The organism is Stenotrophomonas cyclobalanopsidis (genome assembly GCF_008710035.1).
Taxonomy (GTDB): domain Bacteria; phylum Pseudomonadota; class Gammaproteobacteria; order Xanthomonadales; family Xanthomonadaceae; genus Stenotrophomonas; species Stenotrophomonas cyclobalanopsidis.
This window is the reverse complement of record NZ_VYKI01000033.1, coordinates 14,432-39,891: the sequence shown is the minus strand read 5'-3', so window position 1 is coordinate 39,891 and position 25,460 is coordinate 14,432. Positions and strand designations below refer to the sequence as shown.

23 protein-coding genes and 1 pseudogene are annotated in these 25,460 nt (G+C 67.3%); 14 read left to right on the top strand and 10 right to left on the bottom strand.

The window, feature by feature from the left end; genetic code table 11:
- Nucleotides 1-103, top strand: a pseudogene (locus FJU31_RS17380) (IS110-like element ISStma4 family transposase); the annotation flags it as partial.
- Nucleotides 104-250: 147 nt separating this feature from the next.
- Here FJU31_RS17380 and purT read toward each other — a convergent pair.
- Nucleotides 251-1,438, bottom strand: a complete 1,188-nt coding sequence (gene purT / locus FJU31_RS17375; RefSeq protein WP_150455851.1) for a formate-dependent phosphoribosylglycinamide formyltransferase — start codon at nucleotides 1,436-1,438, stop codon at nucleotides 251-253.
- Nucleotides 1,439-1,569: 131 nt separating this feature from the next.
- On the opposite strand from purT, the gene FJU31_RS17370 reads away from it, so the two are divergent.
- Genes FJU31_RS17370 through FJU31_RS17345 form a run of 6 tightly spaced genes read left to right on the top strand, consistent with a single transcriptional unit; the run spans nucleotide 1,570 to nucleotide 5,550 of the window.
- On the top strand, nucleotides 1,570-2,451 hold the full coding sequence (locus tag FJU31_RS17370) for an SPFH domain-containing protein (RefSeq protein ID WP_150455850.1): 882 nt from the start codon (nucleotides 1,570-1,572) through the stop codon (nucleotides 2,449-2,451).
- A gap of 42 nt (nucleotides 2,452-2,493) precedes the next feature.
- The gene (locus FJU31_RS17365) at nucleotides 2,494-2,673 is read left to right on the top strand and encodes a type II toxin-antitoxin system antitoxin (protein ID WP_079221055.1); all 180 of its coding nucleotides are present in this window, start codon (nucleotides 2,494-2,496) and stop codon (nucleotides 2,671-2,673) included.
- Entirely contained in the window at nucleotides 2,670-2,849 is a 180-nt protein-coding gene (locus FJU31_RS17360; protein WP_150455849.1) for a DUF4177 domain-containing protein, read from the top strand. The genes FJU31_RS17365 and FJU31_RS17360 overlap by 4 nt, the downstream gene beginning before the upstream one ends.
- A gap of 2 nt (nucleotides 2,850-2,851) precedes the next feature.
- Nucleotides 2,852-4,141: an alpha/beta hydrolase gene (locus FJU31_RS17355; protein WP_150455848.1), complete on the top strand. Its 1,290-nt coding sequence runs from the start codon at nucleotides 2,852-2,854 to the stop codon at nucleotides 4,139-4,141.
- On the top strand, nucleotides 4,138-4,731 hold the full coding sequence (locus tag FJU31_RS17350) for a PH domain-containing protein (protein ID WP_150455847.1): 594 nt from the start codon (nucleotides 4,138-4,140) through the stop codon (nucleotides 4,729-4,731). The genes FJU31_RS17355 and FJU31_RS17350 overlap by 4 nt, the downstream gene beginning before the upstream one ends.
- Nucleotides 4,732-4,740: 9 nt before the next feature.
- On the top strand, nucleotides 4,741-5,550 hold the full coding sequence (locus FJU31_RS17345; protein ID WP_150455846.1) for a M15 family metallopeptidase: 810 nt from the start codon (nucleotides 4,741-4,743) through the stop codon (nucleotides 5,548-5,550).
- A 127-nt stretch (nucleotides 5,551-5,677) separates the two neighbouring features.
- On the opposite strand, the gene FJU31_RS17340 is transcribed toward FJU31_RS17345, so the two are convergent.
- The 4 genes from FJU31_RS17340 to FJU31_RS17325 form a co-directional block, all read right to left on the bottom strand.
- Nucleotides 5,678-6,049, bottom strand: coding sequence for a DUF423 domain-containing protein (locus FJU31_RS17340; protein WP_108768161.1), 372 nt, complete (start codon nucleotides 6,047-6,049; stop codon nucleotides 5,678-5,680).
- A gap of 101 nt (nucleotides 6,050-6,150) precedes the next feature.
- Nucleotides 6,151-7,224, bottom strand: coding sequence for a polyketide cyclase (locus FJU31_RS17335; protein WP_108768160.1), 1,074 nt, complete (start codon nucleotides 7,222-7,224; stop codon nucleotides 6,151-6,153).
- Between the two features lie 231 nt (nucleotides 7,225-7,455).
- Entirely contained in the window at nucleotides 7,456-8,097 is a 642-nt protein-coding gene (locus FJU31_RS17330; protein WP_150455845.1) for a response regulator, read from the bottom strand.
- The gene (locus FJU31_RS17325) at nucleotides 8,097-9,290 is read right to left on the bottom strand and encodes a sensor histidine kinase (protein WP_150455844.1); all 1,194 of its coding nucleotides are present in this window, start codon (nucleotides 9,288-9,290) and stop codon (nucleotides 8,097-8,099) included. The genes FJU31_RS17330 and FJU31_RS17325 overlap by 1 nt, the downstream gene beginning before the upstream one ends.
- Nucleotides 9,291-9,441: 151 nt before the next feature.
- Between FJU31_RS17325 and FJU31_RS17320 the strand changes: the two genes are divergently transcribed.
- From FJU31_RS17320 to FJU31_RS17300, 5 genes are read left to right on the top strand one after another with little or no spacing between them, the layout of a single operon-like run.
- A complete protein-coding gene (locus FJU31_RS17320; protein ID WP_150455843.1) occupies nucleotides 9,442-10,038 on the top strand; it encodes a GNAT family N-acetyltransferase in 597 nt (198 codons plus the stop codon).
- Nucleotides 10,039-10,046: 8 nt separating this feature from the next.
- Nucleotides 10,047-10,841, top strand: coding sequence for a septum site-determining protein MinC (gene minC, locus FJU31_RS17315; RefSeq protein ID WP_188115526.1), 795 nt, complete (start codon nucleotides 10,047-10,049; stop codon nucleotides 10,839-10,841).
- 35 nt (nucleotides 10,842-10,876) lie between these two features.
- Nucleotides 10,877-11,686 (top strand): septum site-determining protein MinD, encoded by an 810-nt coding sequence (minD, locus tag FJU31_RS17310; RefSeq protein ID WP_150455841.1) that lies wholly within the window; start codon nucleotides 10,877-10,879, stop codon nucleotides 11,684-11,686.
- A 2-nt stretch (nucleotides 11,687-11,688) separates the two neighbouring features.
- Nucleotides 11,689-11,949, top strand: a complete 261-nt coding sequence (gene minE, locus FJU31_RS17305; RefSeq protein ID WP_079221044.1) for a cell division topological specificity factor MinE — start codon at nucleotides 11,689-11,691, stop codon at nucleotides 11,947-11,949.
- 47 nt (nucleotides 11,950-11,996) lie between these two features.
- Entirely contained in the window at nucleotides 11,997-12,476 is a 480-nt protein-coding gene (locus FJU31_RS17300) for a hypothetical protein (protein ID WP_150455840.1), read from the top strand.
- A gap of 108 nt (nucleotides 12,477-12,584) precedes the next feature.
- On the opposite strand, the gene FJU31_RS17295 is transcribed toward FJU31_RS17300, so the two are convergent.
- The 3 genes from FJU31_RS17295 to FJU31_RS17285 form a co-directional block, all read right to left on the bottom strand.
- Nucleotides 12,585-13,808 (bottom strand): DUF819 family protein, encoded by a 1,224-nt coding sequence (locus FJU31_RS17295; protein ID WP_150455839.1) that lies wholly within the window; start codon nucleotides 13,806-13,808, stop codon nucleotides 12,585-12,587.
- A 150-nt stretch (nucleotides 13,809-13,958) separates the two neighbouring features.
- Nucleotides 13,959-16,037 carry an alpha/beta hydrolase family protein gene (locus FJU31_RS17290; RefSeq protein ID WP_150455838.1) on the bottom strand — a complete coding sequence of 693 codons (2,079 nt, stop codon included), beginning with the start codon at nucleotides 16,035-16,037 and terminating at the stop codon, nucleotides 13,959-13,961.
- Between the two features lie 176 nt (nucleotides 16,038-16,213).
- Nucleotides 16,214-18,178 carry an OPT family oligopeptide transporter gene (locus FJU31_RS17285; protein WP_150455837.1) on the bottom strand — a complete coding sequence of 655 codons (1,965 nt, stop codon included), beginning with the start codon at nucleotides 18,176-18,178 and terminating at the stop codon, nucleotides 16,214-16,216.
- Nucleotides 18,179-18,377: 199 nt separating this feature from the next.
- On the opposite strand from FJU31_RS17285, the gene FJU31_RS19595 reads away from it, so the two are divergent.
- Complete coding sequence (locus FJU31_RS19595) at nucleotides 18,378-21,299, top strand: oligopeptide:H+ symporter (RefSeq protein WP_342788469.1); 2,922 nt, start codon at nucleotides 18,378-18,380, stop codon at nucleotides 21,297-21,299.
- 147 nt (nucleotides 21,300-21,446) lie between these two features.
- Here FJU31_RS19595 and FJU31_RS17270 read toward each other — a convergent pair whose 3' ends face one another.
- Both FJU31_RS17270 and FJU31_RS17265 read right to left on the bottom strand, forming a co-directional pair.
- Nucleotides 21,447-23,432 carry an alpha/beta hydrolase family protein gene (locus FJU31_RS17270; RefSeq protein WP_150455836.1) on the bottom strand — a complete coding sequence of 662 codons (1,986 nt, stop codon included), beginning with the start codon at nucleotides 23,430-23,432 and terminating at the stop codon, nucleotides 21,447-21,449.
- Between the two features lie 175 nt (nucleotides 23,433-23,607).
- Nucleotides 23,608-24,243, bottom strand: a complete 636-nt coding sequence (locus tag FJU31_RS17265) for a LysE/ArgO family amino acid transporter (protein WP_150455852.1) — start codon at nucleotides 24,241-24,243, stop codon at nucleotides 23,608-23,610.
- Nucleotides 24,244-24,385: 142 nt separating this feature from the next.
- Between FJU31_RS17265 and FJU31_RS17260 the strand changes: the two genes are divergently transcribed.
- Nucleotides 24,386-25,291, top strand: a complete 906-nt coding sequence (locus tag FJU31_RS17260) for a LysR family transcriptional regulator ArgP (RefSeq protein ID WP_150455835.1) — start codon at nucleotides 24,386-24,388, stop codon at nucleotides 25,289-25,291.
- Nucleotides 25,292-25,460: the final 169 nt, after the last annotated feature.

The window sequence follows — 25,460 nt, the reverse complement described above, 5'->3', positions numbered from 1 at the left end:
ATTCAAGGTCATCATGTGTGCGCTGATGCGCAAGCTCATACACCTGGTCTGGGGAGTACTGAAAAGCGGCCGACCGTTTGAGCCTGAAGTCGTCCTTGCCTAGGCAAGGACAACACGGTATCTACAGAAGACTCACACAGTTCATGGCAAGCCGTCGGGTGCAGCCTGGCGCTACCGCACAGAAATCTGTACCGACCAACGGTCGGTACCTACCGGGATGCGGTCGCCGGGCATGGCCCGGCGCTACCTTTTACGGGCGCAGTTCGACGCCGATGGCTTCGGCCGCATCACGCGCGATGGCGCGGGCCTCGTCGATGGTCGCGGCGCGCGCCAGGATCACGCCCACGCGGCGGTGGCCATGCACGCTCGGCTTGCCGAACAGGCGCACGGCGGTGTCCGGCACCTGCAGCGCGGCGGCCACGTTGTTGAAGTACGGCACGCCCTCGCCATGCGCCAGCAGCGCGCACGAGGCCGACGGGCCGCTCTGGCGGATCACCGGAATCGGCAGGCCCAGGATCGCGCGTGCGTGCAGGGCGAATTCGCTCAGCTCCTGCGAGACCAGGGTCACCAGGCCGGTGTCGTGCGGGCGCGGCGACACTTCGCTGAACCACACCTCGTCGCCCTTCACGAACAGCTCCACGCCAAACAGGCCCCAACCACCGAGGTCATCGGTGATCGCGCGCGAGATTTCTTCGGCACGCGCCAGCGCGGCGCTGGACATCGGCTGCGGCTGCCAGCTTTCGCGGTAGTCACCGTCCTTCTGCAGGTGGCCGATCGGCGCGCAGAACGAGGTGCCGCCGGCATGGCGCACGGTCAGCAGGGTGATCTCGTAATCGAAATCGATGAAGCCTTCGACGATGCAGCGGCCGGCACCGGCACGGCCGCCGGTCTGCGCGTAGTCCCACGCCGGGGCGATGTCCGCCTCGCTGCGCAGCGTGCTCTGGCCCTTGCCCGAGGACGACATCACCGGCTTGACCACGCACGGCAGGCCGATGGCGGCCACGGCGGCGCGGTACTCGGCTTCGGTATCGACGAAACGGTACGGCGAGGTCGGCAGGTCCAGGGTCTCGGCGGCCAGGCGGCGGATGCCTTCGCGGTCCATGGTCAGGCGTGCGGCGCGTGCAGTCGGGATCACCCGCAGGCCCTGCTCCTGTTCCAGCTGGACCAGGGTCTCGGTGTGGATGGCTTCGATTTCCGGCACCACCAGGTGCGGCTGCTCTTGGGCGATCAGCGCGCGCAGCGCCATCGCATCGAGCATGTCGATCACGTGCGAGCGGTGCGCGACCTGCATGGCCGGGGCATCGGCATAGCGGTCGGCGGCAATCACCTCCACGCCCAGGCGCTGCAGTTCGATGGCCACTTCCTTGCCAAGTTCGCCCGAGCCCAGCAGCAGCACGCGGGTGGCGGAGGGGGACAACGGGGTTCCAAGCTTGGCCATGGCGGGGGTCCGGCAGCGATGTGAAGGCGGGTGGGCATTCTAGCCGGTCTGCCCTGGCCAGCCGACGAACGGTACTTTTGGGTTGATATCAATTTGATATCTTTCTTTCGAACCCTCAAGGACGTACTGCCATGAAAGAGAAGTCGCTTTCCTCCCTCAACGGCCTGGGCACGCTGGCGGGCGCCCTGCTCGTCGCACTGGCCGGCGGCGCACTGTTCGTCTTTGGGGTCGCGGCCAAGGCAAGCGCCGGCTCGCCAAACCTGGCCATGATGTTCGGCGGCCTGCTGATTGCCGCGATGGCCATCTTCGCGCTGGCCGGCCTGTACACGGTGCAGCCCAACCAGGCGGCGGTACTGAGCCTGTTCGGCAAGTACGTGGGCACCGTCAAGGACAACGGTCTGCGCTGGAACAACCCCTTCTACAGCAAGCGCCGGGTCAGCCAGCGCGTGCGCAACTTCGAAAGCGGCAAGCTGAAGGTCAATGAGCTGGACGGCAGCCCGATCGAGATCGCCGCGGTGATCGTCTGGCAGGTGATCGATGCCTCCGAGGCGGTCTACAACGTGGACGACTACGAGAGCTTCGTGCACATCCAGTCCGAATCGGCGCTGCGCGCGATGGCCACCAGCTACCCGTACGACCAGCATGAAGAGGGCCAGCTGGCCCTGCGCAGCCACGCCAGCGAGATTTCCCAGCACCTGAAGAACGAACTGGCCGAGCGCCTGGCCGACGCCGGCGTGCAGGTGATCGACGCGCGCATCAGCCACCTCGCCTACGCCGCCGAGATCGCCCAGGCGATGCTGCAGCGCCAGCAGGCCAACGCGGTGATCGCCGCGCGTACCCGCATCGTCGCCGGTGCGGTGGGCATGGTTGAAATGGCCCTGGCCGAACTGCAGAAGAACGGCGTGGTGCAGCTGGATGAGGAACGCAAGGCGCACATGGTCAGCAACCTGCTGACCGTGCTTTGCTCGGACCGCGGCACCCAGCCGGTCGTCAACGCTGGTTCGCTGTACTGAACCCTCGCAACGGGGCACCCCACCGCCCCGCCAGGAGCTTGCATGAGTGAGAAGAAAGCCTATCCGCTGCGTATCAACGCCGATGTCCTGGCCGCCGCGCAGCGCTGGGCTGACGACGAGTTGCGCAGCCTCAACGCGCAGATCGAATACGTACTGCGCGACGCCCTGCGCAAGGCAGGACGCCTGCCCAAACCCAAGCCATCGTCGGAGGACAAGGAATGAGCAAGCGCTGGAGCTACCTGACCGTTGAAGTCAAAACATCGCTGATGGGCGTGCAGAAGCCGGAGGACATCCAGGCCGAACTGAGCCGCCAGGGCCAGCTCGGCTGGGAACTGGTCAACATCATCATCCCGGCGCCGATGCGTCCGGCCATGCTGGTCTTCAAGAAGGAGCAGTGACCATGCGCCTGCACTCCTCCCTGTTCGCCGTCGCCCTGGCCGCCTTCAGCGGCGGCGCCCTCGCCGCCGAACCGCAGCAGGTCGCGTCGCAGCTGCTGGACCACCTGCAGGCCGGGCGCATGGCCGAGGCCGAGGCGATGTTCACCCCGCAGATGGCCAGCGCCGTACCGGCCGACAAGCTGCAGGGGCTGTGGCAATCGCTGGGTGAGCTGAAGCAGCGCGGCGCCGCCCACAGCAGCGAACAGCAGGGCGTGCACGTGGTCGAGGTGCCGCTGCAGTTCGCCAGTGGCGCGGTGGTCGCACAGGTGGCGGTGGACGCACAGGACAAGGTGACCGGCCTGATGCTGCGCCCTGCCCCCGCAGCCAAGGCAGCACCGCCACCGGCCGATGCGAATTACGCAGAGACAGAGTTCAGCCTACCGCAGGCGCGCGGCGCATTGCCGGGCACGCTGGCCCTGCCAAAGGGCAAGGGGCCGTTCCCGGCGGTGCTGCTGGTACATGGCTCGGGCCCGCAGGACCGTGACGAAACCATCGGCGCCAGCCGCCCGTTCCTGGATATCGCCCGCAGCCTGGCCGCACAGGGCATCGCAGTGCTGCGCTATGACAAGCGCACCCTCGCCCGTCCGCAGGATTTCCAGAGCGGCAGCTTCACCGTCGATGACGAAACCACCGATGACGCGGTGGCCGCACTGACCGCGCTGGCCGCCGATCCGCGCATCGATGGCCGCCGGGTGTTCGTGCTTGGGCACAGCCAGGGCGGCATGCTGGCCCCGCGCATCGCCAGCCGCTGGCCACAGGCGCGCGGCGCGATCCTGTGGGCGGCACCGGCACGCACCCTGCTGGAACTGCTACCCGAGCAGAACCGCTACCTGCTCAGCCTGGCCGGTGACATCAGCGCGCCGGAACAGGCGTTCCTGGACAAACTGGACGCCCAGATCGCCGCCGCCCGCGGCAGCGCACCGGTCGCCGCCAGCGACCTGCCGCTGGGCGTACCGCAGACGTTCTGGAAGAGCATCGAGGTGGTCAACGCACGGGCCGATGCCAAGGCACTGCGCACGCCGCTGCTGATGCTGCACGGTGGTCGCGATTTCCAGGTGCCCGACGCCGATTGGCAGCTGTGGAAGCAGGCGTTGCAGGGCCGCAAGGATGTGCAGTGGCAGGCCTACCCGGCCCTGAACCATATCGGCGTGGCAGGCAGCGGCCCCAGCTCGCTGAAGGAGTACGCCCAGCCCGGGCACGTCGACACGACCCTGATTGCCGACGTGGCGCGCTGGGTGGAGGCGCAGCGATGAGCGGCAGCGACCCACGCACGTTCGACGTTGCCGAAAGTTCGCCGCTGCGCGTGCTGTGGATCCTGGGCCCGCTGCTGCTCGTCTTTGCCCTCTGTGTCTGGGCCGAACTGAAGGACGCGCCGACCGATGCGCCATGGATGGAGATCACCCTGTCGCCACCGTTCTTCCGGATGTGGGGCAGCGCGGCCTGGAGTCTGGCGACGCTGGTGCTGATAGGTGCGGGCCTGGGCGTCGCGTTCTTCCGCCGCCGGGTCAGCCTGGCGGGCGATGTGCTGGACGTGCGCTCGACCCTGTACCGTCGCCGCACGCCGGTGGCACAGATGCAGCTGGACCAGGCCGAGGTGGTCGACCTTGGCCGCGACCGCCGCTATGGCCTGCGCATGAAGACCAACGGCTACTCGATGCCGGGCTTCTACTCGGGGCACTTCCGCCTGCAGGGCGGCAGCAAGGGCTTTGCCCTGGTCACTGATCGCCAGCACACGCTGGTGATTCCCGTGCGCGGCGGCAGCACCCTGCTGCTCAGCCTGGACCGGCCGCAGGCCCTGCTGGACGCGCTGCGCAAGGTGGCTGCCACTACGCCACCGCAGTAAGCTGCGGGCATGCACCGTCATGCCCCCCTGCTGATCAACACCGAGGCCGTGGAACTGTGGCCGGCCGACCTGCTGCGTGCGCGCAGCACCCTCGATGCGCGCCTGCTGGCGCGTGCGCGCTGGGTGCTGCGGCGCAAGCGCGACGGCTGCTACCTGGCGGCGGTGCTGCCGCAGGGCGTGCATTCGCTGGTGCCGCACCTGCCGCGCGAACCCGGCGTGGAGGACGCGCTGGCGCTGCTGGACGGCGCTGCCGCAGCGCGCCCGTTTGCGGCGACCCTGGACACGCAGTGGCTGCCGCTGGCCGGCCTGCAGCAGCGCCTGCAGCAGCTGGGGCTGGATGCGCAGGACTACGCGCAGGACAGCGGCCTGGCGCTGGAAGCCGAACCCTGCGTGCTGCATTCTGCTGGCCGCGACCGCTTCGGCCGCCCGCTGTGGCTGCGCCGTGGCGCCGCGCAGGGCTGGCGCCGCATGCGTCTGCATGCCGCGCGCGGTGGGGTGGCGCTGGATGCGATATCCGGCTTCCGCAGCCATGCGTACCAGCTGGGCATCTTCGAACGGAAACTCGCGCGCGGGCTGAGCGTGGCCGAGATCCTCAAGGTCAACGCAGCACCGGGGTTCAGTGAACACCACAGCGGGCATGCGCTGGATATGGGCACGCCGGGCGATGCCCCGGCCGAGGAATCCTTCGAAACAACGGACGCGTTTGCCTGGCTGCGGGAAAATGCCGGTGGGCATGGTTTCAGCCTGAGTTACCCGCGCGACAACCCGCACGGCATCGTCTACGAGCCGTGGCACTGGTGCTGGAACGGCTCACTGTAGCGCCGAGCCCATGCTCGGCTCCTTCGCTGCGCCGATCAAAAGCAGCCGAGCGTGGGCTCGGCTCTACACGGCGCCCGCTGAACCGGTAGCGCCGGGCCGTGCCCGGCGGCCGTAGTCGCAACGGCGTTCAGCGCCTCAGCGCGTTGATCGCCAGCAGCACCCAGCCCGCCATCAGCGTGGTGCCGCCCACCGGCGCAAGCCGCGTCGGCCACTGCCACAGGGCCGCACCGGCCAGGCTGCCGGAGAACAGCAGCACGCCCAGCAGCAGCACATACAGGCCCAGGTGGGCGATGGCCCCCTGCGCGCGCGGGCCCAGTGCCAGCAGCACTGCGCCGTGGGCGAAGGCATACAGCGCGGCCATGTTCAGATGCTGCTGGGCCAGCGGATCGGCCACGCCGTGCGCCGCATAGGCGGACAGGCCGATCGAGGCCGCGGCCAGCAGCGCGCCCAGGCAGGCCAGCAGGGAAGGTTTACGCGCGCGTCGTTCCGGATTGAACATGACTGCTCCTTGCGCAGCGCCCCACGGGGCGCAGATCAAAAAAAACGCGCCGCAGGAAGCGGCGCGTTTTCGTATCCAACATTACATGGGGCAGCCGAGGCTTACTTGACGGCCCAGTAGATGTCGTAGGTACCTTCCGGGGTGAACGACTTGTCCAGACCGTCCTTCCAGGATTCGTACGGGCGATCGACCACTTCCGAACCGTTGGTCACAGCCCAGGCACGCAGGGCGTTGCGGGCGATGTCCAGGCCAGCCATGTGGCCGGTGTAGGCCGCGTGGGCCGAACGATGCGGAGCAACGCGGACATACTTCACCGGTGCGCCACCGTCGATCTTGACGCTGAGTTCTTCAGCGGCGGTGCCTTCGGTACCCTTCTTCTTCACCGGCTGGGCGATGTCGAAGGCGTACTTCTCAGCACCGAAATCGGTGGTGATGATGCGGAACGGGCCAGCGGCTTCGAGACCATTGGCCTCCATCACGCGCTTGATCCACTCCTGGTTGTCCTTGATGGACTTGGTGATGGTGTCCTGGCCGCGGTCGACGTTACCGGCGTTGACGACCAGCAGGTCTTCGGCCGGCACTTCCACGATCGCCAGATCGGTCAGCGGGGCTTCGGCGGTGCGGTAGTCGACGTTCGGCACGGTGGCCAGCATGTTCGCCATGCGCGACAGACCCATCTTGATGTCATCGCCGATCTGGCGGCTGACGTACAGGCCTGCGTAGCGGCCGAACAGGTCGAAGCCGTACTTCACCGAGTAATCCTGGGTGATCTTGACGTTACGGCCACCCTTGCCGGTCGGCTCCAGGGTGAAGGTGGTCACCTTGTCGTGGCCCTTGGTCGGGTCTTCGACGGCGATCACAACGCGCTTGTTCTCTTCCGACTCGGTGATCTTCCAGGAACCGTTACCCAGGTCCTTGGAAGAGAAGTCGAGAGTGGCGCCGACGCCGGAGGCCGGGCCGGACAGCTTCAGATCAACGGCGGGATCGCGCAGTACCAGCGGGTTCCAGTCCTTGAAGCGGCGCAGGCTGTTGACCGTGTCGTACACGATCGTCATCTTGCGGTTGGTCTCGATGCTTTCGGTGATGTGACGCTCGCCCGGCAGACAGACGCCAATAATGACGAACAGGCCAGCCACGATCCCCAAGGCGATCAGGAACTCGATAATACGGGTCATTCAGAGAGTCTCCGGGGCCGATCCCACGGCCGGGTTGATTGAAGCGAAGCGCCAATCCTAGCAGGCTTCGCGGGCATTGTTTATCGGATTGGCGCACCGGTTTCCGTGCCGGCTGCGGATTTGTATGGACAAAGATTTTGAAGAGTAGCGCATCCGGGGCCTCCGCAAGTAGGGGGCGCCCTGCTCCGGCGCCCCGGGCTCGGCCCAAATCGTTGTCGCAAAAGGACTTTTTCAGACCAGCTGAAGTTCGAACGCCTTCAGCACGGCGCGGGTGCGGTCGCGCACCCCCAGCTTGGACAGGATGTTGGACACGTGATTCTTGATGGTCCCTTCGGCGACCCCCAATGAATTGGCGATCTCCTTGTTGGAGAAACCGCTGGCCATCAGGCGCAGGATCTCGGTCTCGCGGTCGGTCAGCGGGTCCGGGCGGTCCAGGCTGACGAAGTCGTTGCGCATGTGCTCCAGGCCCGACAGCAGGCGCTGGGTCACCGCCGGCTGCACCAGCGAGCCGCCGTCGGCGACGGTGCGGATGGCACCGACCAGCTGCGCCAGGGTGACGTCCTTGAGCAGGTAGCCCTTGGCACCGGCCTTCAGCCCGGCCAGCACCAGCTGGTCGTCGTCGAAGGTGGTCAGGATGATGGTCGGCGGCAGCTGCTCCTGGCGCGACAGCACCTGCAGCGCCTCCAGGCCGGACATCACCGGCATGCGCATGTCCATCAGGACCACGTCCGGACGAATCTGCGGCACCAGTTCGACGGCCTGGCGGCCATCGGCAGCCTCGGCCACCACCTCGATACCGTCGTCGAGCGCCAGCAGCGAGCGGATCCCCTGCCGCACCAGGGTTTGGTCATCGACCAGGCAGACGCGAATCATCAACGCACTCCTTCAGGAACCTCGGTGAGGGCCGCCAGCACCGTTGCCGGAACCGTGGCCCGCAGGCGGAAGCCTTCGCCGGGGTGGGTATCCACCTGCAGCTGGCCGCCACATTGTTGCAGGCGTTCGCGCATCCCGCGCAAGCCATTGCCCGCATTGACCATCTGTGCGCCGATGCCGTCGTCGCGGGCGTCCACCACCACCAGGCCCGGCACCTCACGGTACACCCGGATCCACAGGTGGCGCGCCTGGGCGTGGCGCACCGCGTTTGTGATGATCTCCTGGGTGCAGCGCAGCAGCACGTGGGCGCGCTGCGGGTCTTCCACGTTCAGCGGCTCCTCCACGTCCAGCACGATGTCCAGCGAGGGCACGTTCTCGGTAAGCGGGCGGAGCGCGGCGGCCAGGTCGATGGCGCCGGTCTCGCGCAGCTGGCTGACCACCTCGCGCACGTTGCCCAGCAGCAGCTTGGCCAGGGTGTGCGAGCGCTTGACGTGTTCCAGCGCCTGGCCCTCGGCCAGGTGCCCGGCCACTTCCAGGTTCAGGGTCAGCGCGGTCAGCTGGTGGCCCAGCACATCGTGCAGCTCGCGCGAGATACGGGTGCGCTCGTTGACCCGGGCGCTTTCGGCCAGCAGGGCGCGGGTCGCGCGCAGCTCGGCGTTCAGGCGGCGCTGCTCGTCGCGGGCTTCGGTCTGCTGCCGCGCGACCAGGCTGGTCACGAAGATGAACATGGAGAAGCCGCCATACAGCAGCGACTGCATCACCGCCTCGAACAGCGGGAAGCGCAGCAGCATGTAATAGACCGGCGCCACGGCCAGCTGGCTGACCAGCAGCCACAGCACGCCCAGCCGCACCGACAGCATCCACGGGATGACCCCGGCGGCGACCATCATCAGGATGCTGCCCAGGCCCGAGCCGCTGAGGAAGCTGACCCCCAGCGCGGACACGGTGAGCAGCAGCAGCAGGCCGCGGTCCAGCCAGGTGGTGTGGCTGTCGCTGCGCAGCGAGCGGGTCAGCCGGAAGTAGGCCGCGCCGAAGGACAGGTAGGCCAGGAACAGCAGCACGGCCCAGCCGCCCATGTCGGCACGGGCATGCAGGTTCTCGAACTGCGAATAGGCCAGGGGCAGGCCGACCATGACCCAGGTGAACAGGCCGGCCAGTCGCAGGACACGGGTATGGCTGAGGACTCCCAACATGCCAGCACTCTACGGTTGAAGCCCCCATGCTGCACTCTGGCGGAAGTCATGCATGCCCTTCCCCCTGTTCATGCCGCAGCCCGCCCCGGGCATGCAATAATCGTGCGCAGGGTCCGTTGATGGACCAACCGCGTTACCCCACGGAGTCACAATGTCGATTGTCATCCGCGACGTGCGCGAGCACGAGCTCGATTCCGTCCTGGCTTTGAACAACAATGCTGGCCTGGCCATCCTTCCGCTGGATGCCGCACGCCTGCACCTGTTCTACGATACCGCTGAGTATTTCCGCGTCGCCGAGCGCGACGGCAACCTAGCCGGCTTCCTGATCGGCTTCGGCAGCGACAGCCAGCACGACAGCAGCAACTTCGCCTGGTTCAAGCAGCAGCTGGCCACGCCTTTCTTCTATATCGACCGCATCGTGGTCGCCAGCCGCCGTCGCGGTGGTGGCGTCGGCCGTGCGTTCTATGCCGATGCGCAGAGCTTTGCCGAGCTGCGCTACCCGCAGATGACCTGCGAGGTATTCCTGGACCACGGCGCCGACGCCGCCCTGCTCTTCCACGGCAGCTTCGGCTTCCGCGAGCTGGGCCAGAACACCATGCCGCACGTCGACGTGCGCGCCAGCATGCTGGCCAAGGAACTGTGCAGCTACCCGTGGGTGAGTGAGACCTACGGCGGCAAGCTGCCGGATGTGGCATGGGCGCGTGACCGGCAGCTGCCGGTGCAGGCACAGCGGCCGACGGGGACCTGAGCGTGGCGGTGAATTTCGATTACGAACAGGCCGGTGAACTGAAGATCGGCCAGGTGGGCATCGCCAACCTGCGCATCCGTACCCTTGATGTCGAACGCCTCGTGCAGGAAATGCAGGAGCGCGTGAACCGTGCGCCGAAGCTGTTCGGCCGCGCGGCCGTCATCCTCGATTTCGGCGGCCTGAGCCAGGTGCCCGACACGGCCACCGCGCAGGCGCTGGTGGATGGACTGCGCAGCGCCGGCGTGCTGCCGGTGGCGCTGGCCTATGGCACCACGGCGGTCGACCTGCTCTCGCAGCAGCTGGGCCTGCCGCTGCTGGCCAAGTTCCGCGCGCAGTACGAGCGTGCCGAGGCCGAACCGGACCCGCCGCCGCCCGCAGCCGCACCCGCACCGCAACCGCGTCGCGCCGCCAAGGCCGAACCGGCCCCGGCCCCCGTCGCACCGGTGGGCAACGCCGCCGACGCGGCCGCACCGCAGCCGGGCCGCATGCAGCTGGGCAACGTGCGCTCGGGCCAGCAGCTGTACGCGGAGAACTGCGACCTGACCGTGATGGCCACCGTCGGCGCAGGCGCCGAGGTCATCGCCGACGGCAGCATCCATATCTACGGGACCCTGCGCGGCCGCGCGCTGGCAGGGGCCCAAGGCAACACCGCGGCACGTATTTTCTGCCGTGATTTCCATGCGGAACTGGTCGCCATTGCAGGCCACTACAAGGTACTGGACGATGTGCCGGACAACCTGCGCGGCAAGGCCGTGCAGGTGTGGCTGGAACAGGACCAGATCAAGATCGCTGCGCTGGACTGACGCAGCCCCAAAACAGAATCATCAGGAGAAGTCCTTTGGCTGAAATCATCGTAGTCACCTCCGGCAAGGGCGGCGTCGGCAAGACCACTTCCAGCGCGAGCCTGGCCTGCGGCCTCGCACGGCGCGGCAAGAAGGTGGCCGTGATCGACTTCGACGTCGGCCTGCGCAACCTCGACCTGATCATGGGTTGCGAGCGCCGCGTGGTGTACGACTTCGTCAACGTCGTGCACGGCGAAGCAACCCTCAAGCAGGCCCTCATCAAGGACAAGCGCTTCGACAACCTGTACGTGCTGGCTGCCTCGCAGACCCGCGACAAGGATGCGCTGACCCAGGAGGGCGTGGGCAAGGTCCTCAAGGACCTGGCCGCCGACGGCTTCGACTACATCATCTGCGATTCCCCGGCGGGCATCGAGAAGGGCGCCTTCCTGGCGATGTACTTCGCCGACCGCGCCGTGGTGGTGGTGAACCCGGAAGTGTCCTCGGTGCGCGATTCGGACCGCATCATTGGCCTGCTGGATTCGAAGACCCACAAGGCCGAATCCGGCCAGAACGTGCCGGCCTTCCTGCTGCTGACCCGCTACACCCCGGTGCGCGTGGAAAGCGGTGAGATGCTGAGCATCGCCGACGTCGAGGAAGTGCTGGGCCTGAAGGCGATCGGCGTGATCCCCGAATCGGGCGACGTGCTCAATGCCTCCAACAAGGGCGAGCCGGTCATCCTGGACGTGGAATCGGCCGCCGGCCAGGCCTACGACGATGCCGTTGCACGCATCCTCGGCGAAGAGCGCCCGATGCGCTTCACCACCGTCGAGAAGAAGGGCTTCTTCAGCAAGCTGTTCGGAGGGTAAGCATGGGCCTGTTCGATTTCCTCAAAGCGAAGAAGACCACCGCCGAGACCGCGAAGAACCGCCTGCAGATCATCATCGCGCAGGAACGCAGCAACCGCGGTGGCCCGGACTACCTGCCGCTGCTGCAGCGCGAGCTGCTGGAAGTGATCAAGAAGTACGTCAACATCGACGTCGACGCGGTGAAGGTCGACCTGGTGAAGGATGGCCAGCACGATGTGCTGGACATCTCCGTGGCGCTGCCTGAAGGCCCCGAAAAACCCTGACCCCCTGCCCCGCCCGTGCCTGCATGGGCGGGGCCGCGTGCCCCCGCATGACCGACACCGCACCCGAACCGAACGTCACCCGCGTCGGCGATATCGCCTTCGCCGATGCGCAGCGCCTGCTCGCCGCGCATGACCTGCGCCTGCACCACGTGGCGGCGGGTGCGCCGATTCCCGGCAGCTACTGGGGCGAACCGGAGGCCGGCATCATCGCCAGCGACGTCTACGTGCGCGACGACACGCCGGTGCATTCGATGCTGCATGAAGCCTGCCACCTGATCGTGCTGCCGCCGGAGCGGCGCGCGCAGGTGCATACCGACGCCACCGATTCGGTGCCCGAGGAGGATGCCACCTGCTATCTGCAGATCGTGCTGGCCGGGCAGCTGCCCGGCGTAGGCAGCGAGCGGCTGATGGCCGACATGGATGCGTGGGGGTATACGTACCGGTTGGGATCGACCAAGGCATGGTTCGAGCAGGATGCGGAAGACGCGCGGGCGTGGCTGATTGAACGCGGGTTGCCGGTGGCGTAAAGCATCCACGCGTGGTGTGGCTCTACTGTAGAGCCGAGCCCATGCTCGGCTGCTCTTCGCCGTTCCGAGCGGGAATGCAAAACCAGAAGCAGTCGAGCAAGCTCGACTCTACGCGGCCAGCGCGCGCAGGGTGATGCCGACGATGTACGCCAGGTACGTGCCGGTGGCATAGCCCATCGTACCCAGCAGCACGCCCACCGGCGCCAATGCCGGATGGAAGGCCGCGGCCACTACCGGCGCCGAGGCCGGGCCGCCGATGTTCGACTGCGAACCGATCGCGAAATAGAAGAACGGCACCTTCAGCAGCTTGCCCAGGCACCACAGCAGGGCGATGTGCACGGCAATCCAGATGATGCCCAGCAGGAACAGCCACGGGCGGTCCAGCAGCGCCAGCAGGTCCATCTGCATGCCGATGCAGGCGATCAGGAAGTACAGCAGCAGCGAGCCCAGGCGTGAGGCGCCCGCGCCTTCCAGGGTGCGCGCGCGGGTGAAGCTCAGGCTCAGGCCCAGCGTGGTCGACAGCACCACCACCCACACGAACGGCGCATCCAGGCTGAACTGCGAGGCCCAGACGACATTGACCTTGAACCAGGCCGCCAGCGGCGCGCCGATGGCGTGCGACAGGCCGACGCCGCCGAAAGCTACCGCGACGATCAGCATCAGGTCGGTCAGGCTGGGAATACGCTCATGTTCGGCCTGGAAGCGCGCGATGCGCTCCTTCAGTTCATCGATGGCTGAGGTATCGGCGCCACTGCGCGCATCGATCTTCGCTGCACGCCCGGCCAGGAAGATCAGCGCGGCCATCCACACATAACCCACGCCAACATCGACCACGGCGAACTGGCCGAAGGTGGTCGCGTTGACGTCGAAGACTTCGCGCATCGCCAGCATGTTGGCGCCGCCACCGATCCAGCTGCCGGCCAGTGCGGCCATGCCGGCCCAGGTGTCGCCGGCCACGGTATCGGGATGGATCGCGCGCATCACCAGGAAGGCCACCACCGCGCCGAGCATGATGCTGGCCGAGGCGCCCAGGTACATCAGCACCAGCTTCGGGCCCAGCCGCAGGATGCCCTTGATGTCCACCGCCAGGGTCAGCAGGATCAGCGCCGCCGGCAGCAGGATGTCGCGTGCGATCGGGTTGTAGAGCTTGGTGTTCTGCCCGTCGATGAGGCCGACGGTGTTGTAGATGCCGGGAATGAGGTAGCACAGCAGCAGTGCCGGCACGAAGGTGTAGAAGCGCTTCCACGCCCCCTGTTCGCGCGAGGCGGTCCAGAACACGGCGCCGAGGGTGGCGGCGATCAGACCGAAGACGACGATGTCGTTCTGGATCATGCGGGTGCTCGTGTAGCGCCGAGCCATGCTCGGCGGCTGTTGGCGAAAGGCGTGCCGACCAACGGTCGGCACCCACCGGCAAAGCGGATGGCGGTCGGCACCCACCGGTTGGAAAAGAAGCGCCGCCCCGGGGGGCGGCGCTGGACCGGCTTACTCGCCGATGTGCTGCTTCAGCCAGGCGTTGACGGTGTCATGCCACAGGATGCTGTTGTTCGGCTTCAGCACCCAGTGGTTCTCGTCCGGGAAGTACAGGAACTTCGATTCGATGCCCTGGCGCTGGGCGGCGGTGAACGCGGCCAGGCCCTGCTCGACCGGAATGCGGAAGTCCTGCTGGCCGTGGATGACCAGGATCGGCTTCTTCCAGTCGGCCACGTGGTTGACCGGGTTGAACTTCTCGAAGTTGGCGGCCTTCTCGTACGGCGTGCCGCCCTGCTCCCACTCGGTGAACCACAGTTCTTCGGTGGCGTAACCCATCATGCGCTGGTCGAACACGCCGTCATGGTTGACCAGGCACTTGAACGGGCTGTTCCAGTTGCCGGCGATCCAGTTGACCATGAAGCCGCCGTAGCTGGCGCCCAGCGCGCATGCCTTGTCGCCTTTGAGGAAGGAATACTTCTTCAGTGCCGCGCTCCAGCCCTTCTGCAGGTCTTCCAGCGGGCGGTCGCCCCAGTGCTGGCTGATCGCATCGGTGAAGGCCTGGCCGTAGCCGGTGGAACCGTGGAAGTCGATCATGACCACGGCATAGCCCTGGCCGGTGTAGGTCTGCGGGTTCCAGCGGTAGCTCCAGCCGTTGCCGAAGCTGCCCTGCGGGCCGCCATGGATCAGGAATGCGACCGGGTAGGACTTGCCTTCCTGGTAGTTGTGCGGCTTGACCACGTAGCCGTGCACGGTGTCGTTGTTCCAGCCCTTGAACTCGAACTGCTCGAAGTCGCCGAAGTTGACGTCCTTGAGCACCTCGCCGGCGGCCGGGGTCAGCGCGCGCAGCTCGCCGATCGGCTGGCCGGCGGCCGGCAGCATGCCGACCAGCACCTGGTCGTTGCTCTTCAGGCTGTTGCGGGTGATGGCCACGCTGTTGCCGGCCACGCTGACCGAGGACACGGTGCCATCGCCGATGACCTTGGTGGCCTTGCCGCTGGCCACGTCGATCTGGAACAGCGGGTGCTCGCCGAGGTCGTCGGTGGTGGTGTAGATGCTGGCGCCATCGGCGGACAGGTTGATCTCACCGGCCGAACGATCCCACTGCGGGGCGATCTCGCGGGCCTTGCCGCTGGCCAGGTCCATCGCCATCAGGCCGAAGCGGTCAGCTTCGAAGCCCGGGCGCTTCATGGCGCGGTAGAACAGGGTCTTGCCGTCGGCACTGAACACCGGGCCGGCATCCCAGGCCGGGTTGGAGGCGGTCAGGTTGACCGGCGCCTGCTTGCCGGCGGCATCGAAGCGGTACAGGTCGAAGTTGGTCGACCACGGTTCCTGCTTGCCGGCCACGCGGATGCTGGCAACCACGCTGGCGCCGTCCGGCGACCAGGTGAAATCGTCATTGCCGCCGAACGGCTTGGACGGTGCGTCACCATCAATGGTCGCGCTCAGCGCCGAGGCGCCCTTCACCGGGCCTGCCTTGGCCGCCGGCAGCGGGGCCACGAACAGGGTGTTGCGGCGGCCGTCGTTCCAGGTGTCCCAATGGCGCACGAACAGCGAATCGAAGACCTTGCCGCTGGCCTTGGCGTCGGCCACGTCCTTGAGCTTCTTCCCGGTGCAGGCCAGGTCCGAGGCACAGGCCTGGAACACGCCGGCGCTGAACAGCACGCGGTCGTCCTGCGGCGAGACGTGGTAGCTGTCCACGTCCACCGGGAAATCGGTCAGCTGGCGCGGGGTGCCGCCACTGATGCCCTGCGCGTACAGCTGCTGGCTGCCGTTCTTGGCGCTGAGGAAATACACGGTCTGGCCGTCGGCCGACAGCGAGGCCGAATTGACGTTCCAGCCGGCCGGGGTGATCTGCTTCGGCGGTGCCGCATCGCGGGTGCGCAGGTTGCGCGCGAACAGCGCGGTGCTGGACTTGAGGTTGGCATCGGTGCTGCGCTTGGCGAACACCACGGTGCCGCCGTCAGCGGTCAGGACCGGGGCGGAGACGCGATCCATGGCGACCATGTCGCGGACTTCCAGGCCACGGGCAGCGGCGACGCTGGGCAGGGCGGCCAGCAGGCTCAGTGGCAGCAAGGCATGACGCAGTTTCATCGGGATCTCCGCAGGACGGCAAAAAACCGATGGTAGGCCCGTGCGGGCGGGGCTGCCAAGGCCATCGGTCATGGCCGCCCGCGGGGGGCGTTCCACCGCCAGAAAAAGGAAACCGCGCCGTAGCGCGGTTTGCCAGGGCAGCCGAGCACAGGCTGGGCTCTACATGGGCCCAGCCATTACGCCATCGCGCGCTTGCCGGTGCGGTAGATCAGCCAGCCGACCAGGAACAGCACGGCCAGGCCGAACCACTGCGCGGCCGGCAGGTGGAACGGCAGGGCCAGCACATCTGCGCGGCTGCTGATCACGATCGGCACGGCGATGGCGATACCCATCAGCGCCTCGCCGGTGATCAGGCCGGCGGCGAACAGCACGCCCGGCTTGTGCACGCGGTCGCGGCCTTCTTCGTCATCGCCACGCACCTTGTGGAAGCGCTCGACCAGGTAGGCGATCAGGCCGCCCAGGAAGATCGGCACCATCAGTTCCAGCGGCAGGTAGATGCCGATGGCGGCGGCCAGCACCGGCACGCGGAAGCGCGAACTGCGCGACTTCAGCCAGCTGTCGAAGGCGATGATGACCGCACCGACCACGGCACCGATGCCGATGAAGGTCCACGGCAGTTCGCCACCGAACAGGCCCTTGGCCACCGACGCCATCAGGTTCGCCTGCGGGGCGGCCAGCGCGTTCGGGTGCAGCTCGGACTTCACACCGATGCCGTAGGCGGTCGCCAGCAGGTTCAGCACCGGGGCCATGATCAGCGCGCACGAGAACGCGCCGATGCCCAGCATCAGCTGCTGCTTCCACGGGGTGGCACCGACGATGTAGCCGGCCTTGAGGTCCTGCAGGTTGTCACCGCCCACCGCGGCGGCGCAGCAGACCACCGCGCCGATCATGATGGCCGCCACCGCACCCAGCGGCGCACCGCCGGCACCGACCGGCTTGAGGCCATCGGCGCCCAGCAGCACCACCAGCACGGCCGAGGCGAACAGGATGGTGGAGATGGTGATGCCCGAGACCGGGTTGTTGGACGAACCGATCAGGCCGGCCAGGTAGGCCGAGACCGACACGAACAGGAAGCCGGCGACGATCATGATGATGGTCATCGGGATCGACACGTGCCACTGGCCGACGATGGCCTGGTACAGGGCCAGCAGCGGCAGCACGAAGACCACCAGGGCCACCAGCATCCACTTCATCGGCAGGTCGCGCTCGGTGTGGGCCAGCACCGGGCCGCCGCTCTTGCGCGCGGCGGCAAAGCCGCTCTTGACGCCGTTCAGCAGCGACTTGCGCAGCGAGATCAGGGTCCAGATGCCGCCGATCAGCATCGCGCCGACGCCGAGGTAACGCATCTTCGCGCCCCAGATGGCGAACGCGGCCTCGGTGGACGAGGCGGCGGCGACCGACGCGGCCAGGGCCGGATCGGTGTTCATGAAGAACGCCTGGTAGATCGGGATGGCGATGTGCCAGGTCAGGATCGAACCGGACACGACCACGATGCCGACATTCAGGCCAACGATGTAGCCCACGCCCAGCAGGGCCGGCGACAGGTTGGTGCCGATGAAGGCGGTGATCTTGGAGCTGCCGACGTAGGCCGAGGTCGACCAGGCATCGGGGATCAGGCGCAGGCCGCTTTCGGCGGCCAGCTTGACGAAGGCGCCGATGACGGCCGACAGGCCGAGGATCTTCAGGCCCGGGCCGGGGTTCTCACCGGCCTTGAGCACTTCGGCCGCGGCCTTGCCTTCCGGGAACGGCAGCGGATCTTCGACGATCATCGAGCGGCGCAGCGGCACCGAGAACAGTACGCCCAGCAGGCCGCCCAGGCCGGCGATGCCCAGCACCCACCAGTACCTGAAGTCGGGCCAGTAACCCATGATGACCAGCGCCGGGATGGTGAAGATGACACCGGCGGCGATGGACGAACCGGCCGAAGCGCCGGTCTGGACGATGTTGTTTTCGAGGATGGAACCACCGCCCAGCAGGCGCAGCACGCCCATGGAGATGACCGCCGCGGGAATGGCGGTGGCGATGGTCAGGCCTGCGAACAGACCGAGATAGGCGTTGGCCGCCGACAGCACCACCGCCAGCACGATGGCCAGGGCCACTGCGCGGAAAGTGAGCTGCTTGGGCGCAGCGTCATGGTTCATGGAAGCCCCTGCTGGCAAAAAATCCCTGCCACGCTAGCGTTCAGGGCAGAGCAAGTCCAGCGTGCCAAAGGATGGGGCCGGCTGCTGCCGTGCAACGGCCGCGGGCGTGCACAGGCAACCGGCCGATGCAGCAAAGCCGGACTGGCCGCCCCGCAAATGATATGTTATATCTTTATGCTGTACCCGGCCGTTGCTCCGCATGCCCTCTCCCCCCTCCCTCCGGCTGGCCTCCATCGACCAGCTGCGCGGCACCGTGATGCTGCTGATGCTGCTTGACCACGTGCGCGAGACCTTCTTCCTGCAGCACCAGGTCGGCGACCCGATGGACGCGGCCAGCGTCTCCCCTGCCCTGTTCGCGTGCCGCCTGCTGGCGCATCTGTGCGCCCCGGTGTTCGTGCTGCTCACCGGCCTGTCGGCGTGGCTGTACGGCCAGCGCCAGGCCGACCCGCGCCGCGCCATCGCCGCCTTCCTGCTCAACCGCGGCCTGTTCCTGGTGGTCCTGGAGCTGACCCTGGTCAACTTCGCCTGGACCTTCCAGTTCCCGCCGGACACGCTGTACCTGCAGGTGATCTGGGCCATAGGCCTGAGCATGATCGCGCTGGCCGGCCTGCTGTGGCTGCCGCGCCCGGCGCTGATGGTGCTGGGCGTGCTGCTGGTGGCCGGCCACAACCTGTTCGATGGCGTGCGCGTGGAAGGCAACGGCGTGCTGCCCGTGCTGTGGAAAGTACTGCACCAGCGCGACTGGATCGAGACCGGCGTCCTGCGCCTGCGCACGTCCTACCCGGTACTGCCGTGGATCGGCGTGATCGTGCTGGGCTACCTGATGGGGCCGTGGTTCGCCCGCGACCGCGACCCGGCGCAGCGCCAGCGCTGGCTGCTGTGGGCCGGGCTGGGTGCACTGGCGGCCTTCGCCCTGCTGCGCCTGGCCAACGGCTATGGCGATGCGCCGTGGCACCACCAGGACAGCGACCTGCGCACCTGGATGAGCGTGTTCAACGTGACCAAGTACCCGCCGTCGCTGCAGTTCCTGCTGCTGACCCTGGGCGTGGGCCTGTTGCTGCTGCGCCTGTACGAATGGCCGCCGCTGGCCCGCGCCCTGCGCCCGCTGGCCGAGATCGGTGCGGCGCCGATGTTCTTCTACCTGCTGCATCTGTATGTGCTGAAGCTGCTGTACGTGGCCGCGCTGGCGATCTGGGGGCCGACCCACGGCAGCCTGTACGCGCTGGATTCGGTGGCCGGCCTGCTGCTGGTGGCCTGCGCGCTGGCGGTGGCGATGTATCCGCCGACGCTGCTGTTCGGCCGGTTCAAGGCCCACCGCCGCGACCTGGCCTGGCTGCGCTACCCGGCGCGCGCCTATAATCCGCCGATGAATTCCACCGCGATTGCTTCCGACGACTTCCTCGGCCACCCGAAAGGCGTCTACGTCTGCTTCTTCACCGAAATGTGGGAGCGCTTTTCCTTCTACGGGATGAAGGCGCTGCTGCTGCTGTATCTCACCAAGTACCACCTGTTCGGCGACAAGGCCGGCCTGGACCTGCTGGGCGCCTACGGCGGCCTGGTCTATTGCATCCCCGTGTTCGGCGGCATGCTGGCCGATCGCTGGCTGGGCATGCGCCGGGCGGTGCTGTTCGGCGGCATCCTGCTGGTGCTGGGTCACCTCGGCATGGCCTTCGAGGGCCACGCCGCCTACCGGGTCAACGGTGAGGTGGTGCGCGATACCTCGGCCCTGGCGGTGACCTACCTGTCGCTGGCGCTGATCATCATGGGCGTTGGCTTCCTCAAGCCGAACATCTCCACCATCGTCGGCAAACTCTACCCGCAGGATGACCCGCGCCGCGATTCGGGCTTCTCGCTGTTCTACGCCGGCATCAACCTCGGCGCGCTGTTCTCCTCGCTGGTCTGCGGCTTCCTCGGCGAGGCCTATGGCTGGAAGTACGGCTTCGGCGCCGCTGGCATCGGCATGCTCGCCGGCCTGGCGATGTTCCTCTGGGGCCAGAAGTACCTGCAGGGCCACGCCGAACCGCCGCAGCCGGCCGCACTGAAGCAGAAGGTGCTGGGCCTGCCGCGCGAATGGCTGATCTACCTGTGCGCGGTGGTCGGCGTTCTGCCGGTGGCGTGGCTGATGTGGGCCGCCGGCAACGGCGCCTTCGCCCTCGGCGGCGAGATCAGCCTGGCGCTGATGCTGATGCTGGTGGTGCTGGGCGGCGTGCTGGTCTGGTTCGCCTGGTTCACTGGCAGCAAGTGCACCCCGGTGCAGCGCCAGCAGATGATCGCGCTGATGGTGCTGATCTTCATGGCGCTGGTGTTCTTCACCATGTACGAGCAGTCCTACGGCTCGTGGGTCACCTTCACCGACCGCCTGCTGACCAAGGACATCGTGCCGGCGCTGGTCATCACCGGCGGCACCCCGCTGCCATGGTCGATCGTCTCGCTGCTGCTGGCACCGCTGGGCTTCGTGGTCAGCGCGCGCCTGTCCGAGCGTCGCCCTGGCTCGAACGCGCCACGTGCATTCTTCATCGCCATCGTCGCGCTGATGCTGGTGCTGCTGGTGCGCGACTGCCTGGTGATTCCGCAGACTGCCGGTTCGCTTACCTATCTGGGCGGCCTGTTCCTGGTGCTGCTGGCACCGGCCTTCGCCGCGCTGTGGACCTGGATGGACCGCCGCGGCTGGGAGCCGGGCAAGCCGGTGAAGTCGGCCTGGGGTCTGGTCATCGGTGCACTGTCGTTCGTGCCGCTGGCGCTGGCCGCACAGCAGGTCGGCGCCACTGGCGAAATGGCCAGCGTGTGGTGGCTGGTGCTGGCCTACTTCCTGCTGGCCAGCGGCGAGATGTGCCTGTCGCCGGTCGGCCTGTCGGCGGTGACCCAGCTGGCCGTGCCGCGGGTGATGAGCCTGATGATGGGCACCTGGTTCCTTGCGACCGCGTTCTCCGAAACGCTGGCCGCGCTGTTCGGCAAGCTGGCGGCGATCGAGGTGCCCGAAGGCGAGACGCTGGACAGGGTGGCGGCCGCAGGCGCTTATGCGCACCTGTTCTGGCTGTTGATGTGGATCGGTCTGGGCTGTGCGGTGGCGGCCTTCATCGCCGCGCCGCTGCTGAAGCGGATGATGCACGGGGTGAAGTAGCCTCCGTGCACCGGCGCCCGATCAGGGCGCCTTGGCCTGCCCGCCGTCACACAGCGCGGGCAGCCCGACCCGCAGCGCAGCGGGTCTCATGGTGTTCCCAGGCCGGACAGCCTTGGCTGCCCGGCCTGCTCAAGCGCACGACTGGACTTACGGCGCCTTGCCGCTGGCCTTCGCCGCTGCCGCACTGGCCTTGGCACCCCCCAGGCTGTTGGACAGGAATGCCAGCAGGCGGCTGTAGTACTCGCGCTCGTGCTCGGGGCGGTAGAAGCCGTGGCCTTCGGTGCTGTAGTACAGGCTTTCCACCGGCGTGCCCGCCTTCTTCAGCGCCGCCTCCAGGCGCTTGGTGTGCTCGATCGGCGCGCGCTTGTCTTCGCCACCGGCCGCGAGGAACACCGGCACCTTGATCTGCCCGGCAAGGGTGACCGGCGAGACCGCACCCAGCTTCGCCGGGTCGCCCAGCCAGTCGCGCAGGTAGGTCATGCCCGAACGACGCTCCTGCACATCACCACGGCTGAACATCATCGGCAGGTCATACACCCCCACGTAGCCGGCGGCGCACTTGTACATGCCCGGTTCGCGCGCGGCACCCATCATCGCCGAGTACGCGCCGTAGCTGGCACCGTAGATGCAGATGCGGTCCTTGTTGGCGATGCCCTGCGCGACGGCCCAGCGGGTCGCATCGGTGACGTCGTCCTGCATGGCGCCGCCCCACTGCCGTGCACCGGCCTGGGCATGCGCGCGGCCATAGTTGTCCGAACCACGGAAGTTGATCTGCAGCACTGCATAGCCGGCGTCGGCCAGCATCTGCGATTCCATGTCATAGCGTCCGGAATCGAAGACCTGGTACGGCCCACCATGCGGTAACACCACCATCGGCAGGTTGCGACCGTCGCTGCCGTGCGGCAGCGTCAGGAAGCCGTGCAGCGGCAGGCCATCGCGGGCCTTCAGCGAGACAGCGCGCACCGGCGCGGTCTTGTCCACGTCCAGCCACTCGCTGCGGCTGATCAGGTGCTGCGCCGACTTGGCCACCGTATCGAACACGTAGAAGGCGCCGGGATCGTTGCCGGTCCAGGTTTCCACCAGCACTTTCTTGCCATCACGCGTGCTGGAGGTGATGTAGACCGGCTGTTTGAAGGCCGCTTCCAGGCTGTGGTACAGGCGCGCATCGGCCGACGTCTCGTCAAAGAAACGGCTGCGGGTGGTATCGCCCAGGTACAGCGCACCCACCGGCACGCGGGTGCCGTTGCGGAAGATGATGTGGTACGGATCGACCACGTCATCGGCCAGCAGGGTCTTCCGTTCGCCGGTCTCCGGGTTCCAGCTGACGATGGCGTCCGGGCCCTTCGGCTGCTGGACCTGCAGGTAGGCCACGCTGTTGTCTTCAGCAAAACCAAGGGCCGTCTCGACCCGGTTGCTCACCGCTTCGTCGTTGACCAGCACCCACTGGTTGTTGCTCGGCTGGCGGTAGTAGAGCTTGTTGACGTTGTCACCGCCGGCACCACGGGCGAAACGCACGTCGCCCTTGTTGTCGGTGGTGAAGCTGGCCTTGCGTACCGGCGAGCCCGCGACCTGCACGCGGCGACCCGTGGTGACGTCCAGCCGCTCCACGCGGGTGAAGGGATCATTGCCGAACGGCCACACCGCGACCAGCACGTTGCGGTCGTCATTGGCCAGCTCGTCGGTGAGGAAGGCGGCCACCGCCTCCACCTTCTTCGGCTGGATGCGGGTACCGGGCCCGTTGCCTTCCACCCGGTAACCGACCAGCAGCTCGCCGCGCCCGCCATTGGCGTTGACCGCGTACAGCTCACCGGTGCGCTGCGGCTCATCCAGCGAGCCGAACTTCTCGGACAGCTCGATCAGCACGCGCTCGTTGCTGACCCAGTCAAAGCTGGTCGCATGGTTGTTGCGGGGCGGGCGGAAAGTGCCCATCGGCGTGTTGTCCGACGTCCGCATGATGACGACAGCCGTGCTGTCTTCCAACGGCACGGTGGCAGCGAAGTAGTCGCCCCCCGGCGAAATCTTGATGTCCTGGAATGTCTCCTGGCGGATGTACTTTTCCAGGTCCACGGCACCGGCCGCAGCCGGCGCGGCACAGGCCAGCGCCAGCAACGCGGCCATCATTGTCTTGCGCATCCTTCCCCCTATACAGCGGACACCCTGTCCGCACCCCCCGATTGTAGGCAGGCCGATGGGTGGCCTGCCAGTGCCCGGCGCCAGGCCGGCGGCCCGGACAAAAAAGAACGGCGGCACCGTTTCCGATGCCGCCGCAGCCACGACCTTGGAGAGAGTGTGGTGTTCGGTGCCGTGCTCAGTGCACGCCGCGGATGGCCAGCGTGAGCGCCAGGACGCTGAGGATGACGGCGATGGTGCCGTCGAGCACGCGCCAGGTGCTGGGCTTGGTGAACAGCGGCGCCAGCAGGCGGGCACCCAGGCCCTGCGCGGTCAGCCACAGGCAGCTGGCGGTGACCACGCCGGCGGCGAACGCCATGCGCGCGTTGCCGAAGTTCTCCGCGATCGAGCCGATCACCATCATGTCCAGCCAGAAATGCGGGTTGATGAGCGAGAAGCCGACCGCGGCCAGCAGCACCGCGCGGCGGCTGCCGTCATCGCTGTCGGCCTCGCCCATGCCACCACCACCGGCGAAGGCGCGGCGCGCGGACTTCATCGCATACCAGGCGAGGAAGGCCACGCCGGTCCACAGCACGGCGCTGGTCAGCCACGGCAGCGCCGAGGTGAGCGTGCGCAGGCCGGCCACGCTGGCGAAGATGAAGATCGCATCGATGGCCGCACAGGTGGCGACCACCGGCACGATGTGCTTGCGCAGGATGCCCTGGCGCAGGATGAAGGCGCTCTGGGCACCGACCACGGCGAACAGGCCGACGCCGGTAGCTGCACCAGAGAACCAGGCACCGAGGCCGGTGCTGGCGGAGATGACCGAGAACATGGGATTCACTGCCTTGTCTTGTCTTGCTGGGGGGACGGTGCCTCGCGAAGGCGGACAGCACCGGAATGGGCGTCATTGTCGCGCCGCAACATTTGAAAGACGAGCTAAACTTACTAAACCAACATTAGCGGAGCTTAATTCGATGCGCATCGATCATGCCCAGCTGCGGGCCCTGGCTGCGGTCATTCGCGAAGGCAGCTTCGACCGCGCCGCGCAGTCGCTCAATGTCACTCCTTCGGCCATCTCGCAGCGGGTGAAGGCGCTGGAGGACCGGATCGGCCGCCTGCTGGTCAAGCGCGGCACCCCGGCCACGGCCACCGCCGAGGGCCAGCTGCTGGTCCAGCTGGCCGAGCAGACCGCGCTGCTGGAGCACGACGCCCTGCACCGCATGGGCCTGGCCGACGAGGACCTGCCGCAGGCGAGCATCCCGGTGGCGGTGAACCATGACAGCCTGGAAACCTGGTTCCCGCAGGCCGCACAGCAGTTCGCGCTGAACACCGGCACCACCCTGGACCTGCGCGTGGAAGACCAGGACCATACGGTGGAGCTGCTGCGCCAGGGCACGGTGCTGGGTGCGGTGACCACGCTGGACGAGCCGGTGCAGGGCTGCCAGATCCATGCGCTGGGCAGCATCCGCTATGCGGCGACCTGTACGCCGGAGTTCCGCGAGCGCCATTTCGCCAAGGGGGTGACGGCGCAGGCGCTGGCGCAGGCCCCGGTGCTGGTGTTCAACCGCAAGGACGACATGCAGTCGCGCTTCGCCCAGCGGATGGCCGGCGATGCGCTGCCGAGCACGGCGCCAACGTGGTGGATCCCCTCCACCCGGGCCTTCGTGCAGGCCAACCTGGGCGGGCTGGGCTGGACGATGAACCCGCTGCCGCTGGTGAAGCGCCATCTGGATGCGGGGCGGCTGGTGTATGTGCGGCAGCGTGCATGGGAGGACGTGCCGCTGTACTGGCAGCACTGGAAGGGCGATGTGCAGACGATGGCGCTGCTGACCCGGGCGGTGCTGGAGGCGTCGAGCACGCTGGTCCGGCGTAAGCGGTAGTGCCGACCGCTGGCCGGCAACAACAACATCAATGTCAAAAACCGGCTCCCTGTGGGTCGGCGGGGTGGGTCCGCCTTGGACAGTTGGCCGCGATCTTTAAGAACGGCGTTCTGTCCTGGTGGCTGTCGACCTTGGTCGAAACAGTAGAGCCACGCCATGCGTGGATGAA

Coding starts and splice junctions, on each gene's coding strand:
- FJU31_RS17345 (WP_150455846.1), top strand. CDS start 4,741: ATGCACCGTCATGCCCCCCTGCTGATCAACACCGAGGCCGTGGAACTG.
- FJU31_RS17330 (WP_150455845.1), bottom strand. CDS start 8,097: ATGATTCGCGTCTGCCTGGTCGATGACCAAACCCTGGTGCGGCAGGGG.
- FJU31_RS17320 (WP_150455843.1), top strand. CDS start 9,442: ATGTCGATTGTCATCCGCGACGTGCGCGAGCACGAGCTCGATTCCGTC.
- purT (WP_150455851.1), bottom strand. CDS start 1,438: ATGGCCAAGCTTGGAACCCCGTTGTCCCCCTCCGCCACCCGCGTGCTG.
- FJU31_RS17355 (WP_150455848.1), top strand. CDS start 2,852: ATGCGCCTGCACTCCTCCCTGTTCGCCGTCGCCCTGGCCGCCTTCAGC.
- FJU31_RS17365 (WP_079221055.1), top strand. CDS start 2,494: ATGAGTGAGAAGAAAGCCTATCCGCTGCGTATCAACGCCGATGTCCTG.
- FJU31_RS19595 (WP_342788469.1), top strand. CDS start 18,378: ATGCCCTCTCCCCCCTCCCTCCGGCTGGCCTCCATCGACCAGCTGCGC.
- FJU31_RS17350 (WP_150455847.1), top strand. CDS start 4,138: ATGAGCGGCAGCGACCCACGCACGTTCGACGTTGCCGAAAGTTCGCCG.
- FJU31_RS17290 (WP_150455838.1), bottom strand. CDS start 16,037: ATGAAACTGCGTCATGCCTTGCTGCCACTGAGCCTGCTGGCCGCCCTG.
- FJU31_RS17340 (WP_108768161.1), bottom strand. CDS start 6,049: ATGTTCAATCCGGAACGACGCGCGCGTAAACCTTCCCTGCTGGCCTGC.
- FJU31_RS17260 (WP_150455835.1), top strand. CDS start 24,386: ATGCGCATCGATCATGCCCAGCTGCGGGCCCTGGCTGCGGTCATTCGC.
- FJU31_RS17370 (WP_150455850.1), top strand. CDS start 1,570: ATGAAAGAGAAGTCGCTTTCCTCCCTCAACGGCCTGGGCACGCTGGCG.
- FJU31_RS17360 (WP_150455849.1), top strand. CDS start 2,670: ATGAGCAAGCGCTGGAGCTACCTGACCGTTGAAGTCAAAACATCGCTG.
- minE (WP_079221044.1), top strand. CDS start 11,689: ATGGGCCTGTTCGATTTCCTCAAAGCGAAGAAGACCACCGCCGAGACC.
- FJU31_RS17300 (WP_150455840.1), top strand. CDS start 11,997: ATGACCGACACCGCACCCGAACCGAACGTCACCCGCGTCGGCGATATC.
- FJU31_RS17335 (WP_108768160.1), bottom strand. CDS start 7,224: ATGACCCGTATTATCGAGTTCCTGATCGCCTTGGGGATCGTGGCTGGC.
- FJU31_RS17295 (WP_150455839.1), bottom strand. CDS start 13,808: ATGATCCAGAACGACATCGTCGTCTTCGGTCTGATCGCCGCCACCCTC.
- FJU31_RS17285 (WP_150455837.1), bottom strand. CDS start 18,178: ATGAACCATGACGCTGCGCCCAAGCAGCTCACTTTCCGCGCAGTGGCC.
- FJU31_RS17270 (WP_150455836.1), bottom strand. CDS start 23,432: ATGCGCAAGACAATGATGGCCGCGTTGCTGGCGCTGGCCTGTGCCGCG.
- FJU31_RS17325 (WP_150455844.1), bottom strand. CDS start 9,290: ATGTTGGGAGTCCTCAGCCATACCCGTGTCCTGCGACTGGCCGGCCTG.
- FJU31_RS17265 (WP_150455852.1), bottom strand. CDS start 24,243: ATGTTCTCGGTCATCTCCGCCAGCACCGGCCTCGGTGCCTGGTTCTCT.